A 5,094-nucleotide genomic window follows, 5' to 3' on the forward strand; every position below is an offset into this window, starting at 1 on the left:
GGCGGTGAGTTCAGTCCGATGCGGTGAGCGCTGCCTCGTAGAGCGCGCGGGAGGGCAGCCCGGTGGCCGCCGCCACCTGCTTGCACGCGTCCTTGAGGCGCACCCCCTGGGCCACCAGCTCCTGCACCTGTGCGGCGGCCTGCTCGGGGTCGGCCGTGCGGGCCGCCGCGCCCTGCACCACCACTGTGATCTCGCCGCGGGCCCCCTCGACGGCCCACTGCGCCAGCTCGGCCACCGGCCCGCGCCGCACCTCCTCGTAGGTCTTGGTGAGCTCGCGGCAGACGGCGGCCGGGCGGTCGGCACCGAAGGCCTCGGCCATGGCACCCAGGGTGTCGGCCAGCCGGTGGGGTGCCTCGAAGAAGAGCATCGTGCGGCGCTCCTCGGCGAGCTCCCGCAGGGCGGCGACGCGGGGGCCGGCCTTGCGCGGCAGGAAACCCTCGAAGCAGAAGCGGTCCACCGGCAGCCCGGAGACCGCCAGCGCCATGAGGGCGGCGCTGGGCCCGGGTACGCAGGTCACCACCAGGTCGCGCTCCACGCAGGCCTGCACCAGCCGGTAGCCGGGGTCGCTCACCGAGGGCATGCCGGCGTCGGTCACGAGCACCACGCGGTCCCCGGCGGCGATGCGGTCGGCCAGCTCGGGGGTGCGGGAGGCCTCGTTGTGCTCGTGGTAGCTCACGAGCGGGGCCGAGACGGTGACGCCCAGGGCGGCCGCCAGCCGCTGCGTGCGACGGGTGTCCTCGGCGGCCACGAGGTCGGCACCGGCCAGCTCGGTCGAGAGGCGCGGGGCGGCGTCCGCCGGGTCTCCGATGGGGGTCGCGGCCAGGACGAGGGCTCCGGAGGTCATGCGCCCATCATCGCCCGACGTCACAACTCTGCAACGAACCGGGCACGAAATGGCAAAGCGGGGAAGGCGGCGTCCCCCGGTGCGATTCCATGGGGGCGGCGCCCACGGAGCACAGAGGTGCCCCCGTCGCCACCACGTTCAGGAGACCCACGTGCTTGCAGCCCTCACCGGCCTCGGCCTGTCCGCCGCTGCGGGCTTCAACGCCTACATCCCCTTCCTCATCGTGGCCTGTCTGGCCCGCTTCACCACCTTCGTCACGCTGCCGCCCTCCTTCGCCTGGATCGAGTCCTGGTGGGCCATCGTGGGCGCGGCGGTGCTGCTCCTGGTGGAGGTCACCGTGGACAAGGTGGCGGTGGTGGACCACGTCAACGACGCGGTGGGCACCTTCATCCGGCCGATGACCGGTGGGCTGGTCTTCGCCGCCACCTCCGCCGCCGAGAGCCTGGACAACTCGCAGTGGATGGCGGAGCACCCGTGGGTGGGCGTCATCGCGGGCATCGTGGTGGCCGGCATCGTGCACTCCGGCAAGGCGGCCGCGCGCCCGGCGGTCAACGCCAGCACCGTGGGTGTGGGCACGCCGGTGGTCTCCCTCGCCGAGGACGTGGCCGCGGTGTCGCTGAGCGTGGTGGCGGTCTTCGCGCCGCTGTTCGTGCTCGTGGTGCTGGTGGTGCTGGGGTGGATCGTGTGGTCCCTCTGGCGGCGGTTCAAGCGCCTGTCGGGTCGTCGCCGCCCGCGCCGGGAGTACGCGCCCTTCGCCTCGTAGACTCGGGCGCCATGAGCAAGGTTCTCTCGGCCGTCGCCTGGCCCTACGCCAACGGTCCCCGCCACCTCGGCCACGTCGCCGGCTTCGGGGTGCCCTCGGACGTCTACTCGCGCTACATGCGCATGGCCGGACACGACGTGCTCATGGTCTCCGGCACCGACGAGCACGGCACGCCCATCCTCGTGCAGGCCGAGGCCGCGGGGAAGACGCCGCAGGAGTTCGTCGACGAGAACAACCGGGCCATCTGCGAGGACCTCACCGCACTGGGCCTTTCCTACGACCTGTTCACCCGCACCACCACGGTGAACCACCACGAGGTCGTGCGGCAGATGTTCACGGCTGTGCACGACAACGGCTACTTCGTGGAGCAGACCCAGCTGGGCGCCATCAGCCCGTCCACGGGCCGCACCCTGCCGGACCGCTACATCGAGGGCACCTGCCCGATCTGCGGCGACACCTCCGCCCGCGGCGACCAGTGCGACAACTGCGGCAACCAGCTCGACCCGGCCGACCTGGTCGACCCGCGCTCGCGCATCAACGGCGAGACCCCGGAGTTCGTCGAGACCAACCACTTCCTGCTCGACCTGCCCGCCCTGGCCGAGGCGCTGGGGGAGTGGCTCGAGGGCCGCGAGGCCTCCGGTGCGTGGCGCCCCAACGTCATCGCGTTCTCCCGCAACATCCTCAAGGAGATCCGCCCCCGCGCCATGACGCGCGACATCGACTGGGGCATCAAGGTGCCGCTGGAGGGCTGGGAGGACGCCCCCAAGCGCCTGTACGTGTGGTTCGACGCCGTCATCGGCTACCTGAGCGCCTCCATCGAGTGGGCCCGCCGCAGCGGTGACCCCGAGGCGTGGCGCGCCTGGTGGAACGACCCCGAGGCCGTCAGCGCCTACTTCATGGGCAAGGACAACATCGTCTTCCACTCCCAGATCTGGCCGGCCGAGCTGCTCGCCCACAACGGGCAGGGCAGCAAGGGTGGGGAGCCGGGGCCGTTCGGCGAGCTCAACCTGCCCACCGCGGTGGTCTCCTCGGAGTTCATGACGCTCGAGGGTCGCCAGTTCTCCACCTCCCGCGGGCACGTCATCTACGTGCGCGACGTGCTGGAGCGCCAGCAGCCCGACGCCATCCGCTACTACCTCTCGGCCGTGGCGCCGGAGACCAGTGACGCCGACTTCTCGTGGGAGGAGTTCGCGCGCCGCACCAACGGCGAGCTCGTGGCCGGCTGGGGCAACCTGGTCAACCGCACCGCCTCGATGATCGCCAAGAACTTCGGCGAGGTGCCCGCGCCCGCGGAGCTGCAGGACGAGGACCGCGCCCTGCTCGATGCCGTGCGCGGCGGGTTCGCGACCGTGGGGCAGCTGCTCGAGCGCTTCCGCAACCGCCAGGCCCTGGCCGAGGCGATGCGTCTGGTGGGCGAGGCCAACGCGTACATCTCGACCACCGAGCCGTTCAAGCTCAAGGGCGAGGACCAGCGCGAGCGCCTGGCCACCGTGCTGTGGACCTGTGCCCAGGCCGTCACCGACCTCAACACGATGCTGGCGCCCTTCCTGCCGCACTCGGCCAACGAGGTGGAGGCCGCGCTGGGCGGCGGGGCCACCGTCGCGCCGCTGCCCCGCATCGACGAGGTGACCGACCTGGACGACCCCTCGCGCGCCTACCCGGTGATCACCGGCGACTACACCACGGGCGTGCGCTGGGAGCCGCGCGACGTGGTGGTGGGCGCCCCGGTGGCCAAGCCGACGCCGATCTTCCGCAAGCTCGACGACGAGGCCGTGCAGCGCGAGCGCGAGCTGACCACCTCGGCCCCGGCCGAGGGCCTCACCGGGGAGCGCTGAGTGCCGCACACCAGCCCCCGGCGCACCGAGGCCCCGCCGCTGCCCGAGCCGCTGCCGATCCCGGTGGTGGACAACCACACGCACGTCGACATCGAGCGGGACGGTGTGGTCATGGGCGGCGAGGGGGCCGGTGGCGGCGTGCGCGGCGTCATCGAGGCCGCCCGGGCCGTGGGCGTGGACCGCCTGGTGCAGATCGGGTGCGAGCTGGAGTCCGCGCGGGTGACCGCCGAGGTGGTGACCCGCCACCCCGAGGTGCTGGGTGGCGTGGCGCTGCACCCCAACGAGGTGCCGGTGCTCGCCGAGCGCGGTGAGCTGGAGTCGGCGCTGGAGGAGATCGACCGGCTCCTGCGCGGCGACCGGATCCGGGTGGTGGGGGAGACCGGGCTGGACTACTTCCGCACCCCGCCGGAGGGGCGCGCGGTGCAGGCCGAGGGCTTCCGCTGGCACATCGACAGGGCCAAGGAGCTGGGGCTCGCGCTGCAGATCCACGACCGCGACGCGCACGAGGACGTGCTGCGCATCCTGGCCGAGGAGGGGGCGCCGGACAGGACGGTGCTGCACTGCTTCAGCGGCGACATCTCCATGGCGCGGGAGTGCGTGGAGCGCGGCTACATGCTGAGCTTCGCCGGCACGGTGACCTTCAAGAACGCTCGCGACCTGCGCGACGCCCTGGCCGTGGTGCCGCTGGAGAACCTGCTGGTGGAGACCGACGCGCCGTACCTCACGCCGCACCCCCACCGCGGCGCCCCCAACGCGCCCTACCTGGTGCCGCTCACGGTGCGCACCATGGCCAGCACGCTCAACGTGTCCGTGCCCGAGCTGTGCCAGGCGATCTCGGAGAACTCCGAGCGGGTGTACGGGCCGTGGTGACCACCCCGCAGCCCGAGGGGACGGTGCCGGTGGAGGCGCCCGACGAGGGCCTGCTGGGCCCCGCCCAGATCCGCGAGCTGGCTGACCGGTTCGGTGTGAGCCCCACCAAGCAGTGGGGGCAGAACTTCGTCATCGACAAGGGCACCGTGCGCCGCATCGTGCGGTCCAGCGGGGTGGGCGCGCAGGACCACGTGGTGGAGGTGGGGCCCGGTCTGGGCTCGCTGACCCTCGCGCTGCTGCCGTCGGTGGCCTCGCTGACCTGCGTGGAGGTGGACCCGCGCCTGGCCGAGGCGCTGCCCGGCACCGTGGCCGCGATGGCGCCCGACCGCGCTGCCGACCTGCGCGTCGTGCACGACGACGCGCTGCAGGTGACGGAGCTGCCCGGCCCCGCGCCCACGGCACTGGTGGCCAACCTGCCGTACAACATCGCCGTGCCGGTGGTGCTCACCTTCCTGGAGCGCTTCCCCAGCCTGCGGACCGTGCTGGTGATGGTGCAGCTGGAGGTGGCCGAGCGCATGGCCGCCGCACCGGGTTCCAAGGTGTACGGCGTGCCCAGCGTCAAGTGCGCCTGGTACGGCCCCACGCGGCTGGCCGGCCGCATCGGCCGCAACGTGTTCTGGCCGGCGCCCAACGTGGACTCCGGGCTCGCCCGCATCGACGTGGCCCCGCGGGACGAGGCGGCCGTGGGCGTGCGGCGTGAGGAGGTCTTCTCCTGCGTGGACGCCGCGTTCGCCCAGCGGCGCAAGACCCTGCGCGCCGCGCTCGCGGGCTGGGCGGGCTCG

Annotated in this window: 5 protein-coding genes; 4 read left to right on the top strand and 1 reads right to left on the bottom strand. The window is 72.9% G+C overall.

The genetic code is table 11. The features are described 5' to 3' along the window. Positions 1 to 10 precede the first annotated feature (10 nt). The gene (gene rsmI, locus HMPREF3099_RS03700) at positions 11 to 844 is read right to left on the bottom strand and encodes a 16S rRNA (cytidine(1402)-2'-O)-methyltransferase (protein ID WP_070704116.1); all 834 of its coding nucleotides are present in this window, start codon (positions 842 to 844) and stop codon (positions 11 to 13) included. Positions 845 to 995: 151 nt separating this feature from the next. On the opposite strand from rsmI, the gene HMPREF3099_RS03705 reads away from it, so the two are divergent. From HMPREF3099_RS03705 to rsmA, 4 genes are all read left to right on the top strand, one after another. Beyond that, the gene (locus HMPREF3099_RS03705; RefSeq protein WP_070704120.1) at positions 996 to 1,607 is read left to right on the top strand and encodes a DUF4126 domain-containing protein; all 612 of its coding nucleotides are present in this window, start codon (positions 996 to 998) and stop codon (positions 1,605 to 1,607) included. Positions 1,608 to 1,618: 11 nt separating this feature from the next. Continuing rightward, positions 1,619 to 3,442: a methionine--tRNA ligase gene (gene metG / locus HMPREF3099_RS03710; RefSeq protein WP_070704123.1), complete on the top strand. Its 1,824-nt coding sequence runs from the start codon at positions 1,619 to 1,621 to the stop codon at positions 3,440 to 3,442. Further along, complete coding sequence (locus HMPREF3099_RS03715) at positions 3,443 to 4,312, top strand: TatD family hydrolase (protein ID WP_070704126.1); 870 nt, start codon at positions 3,443 to 3,445, stop codon at positions 4,310 to 4,312. Further along, a partial coding sequence (gene rsmA / locus HMPREF3099_RS03720) for a 16S rRNA (adenine(1518)-N(6)/adenine(1519)-N(6))-dimethyltransferase RsmA (RefSeq protein WP_083323466.1) occupies positions 4,309 to 5,094 on the top strand: 786 nt, incomplete at its 3' end. The genes HMPREF3099_RS03715 and rsmA, both read left to right, overlap by 4 nt.

Origin of the sequence: Kytococcus sp. HMSC28H12 (genome assembly GCF_001816045.1) — a bacterium.
GTDB lineage: Bacteria > Actinomycetota > Actinomycetes > Actinomycetales > Dermatophilaceae > Kytococcus > Kytococcus schroeteri.

Bases quoted from the DNA above. Each gene is read 5' to 3' on its own strand.
- rsmI (WP_070704116.1), bottom strand. From the start codon at position 844: ATGACCTCCGGAGCCCTCGTCCTGGCCGCGACCCCCATCGGAGACCCG.
- metG (WP_070704123.1), top strand. From the start codon at position 1,619: ATGAGCAAGGTTCTCTCGGCCGTCGCCTGGCCCTACGCCAACGGTCCC.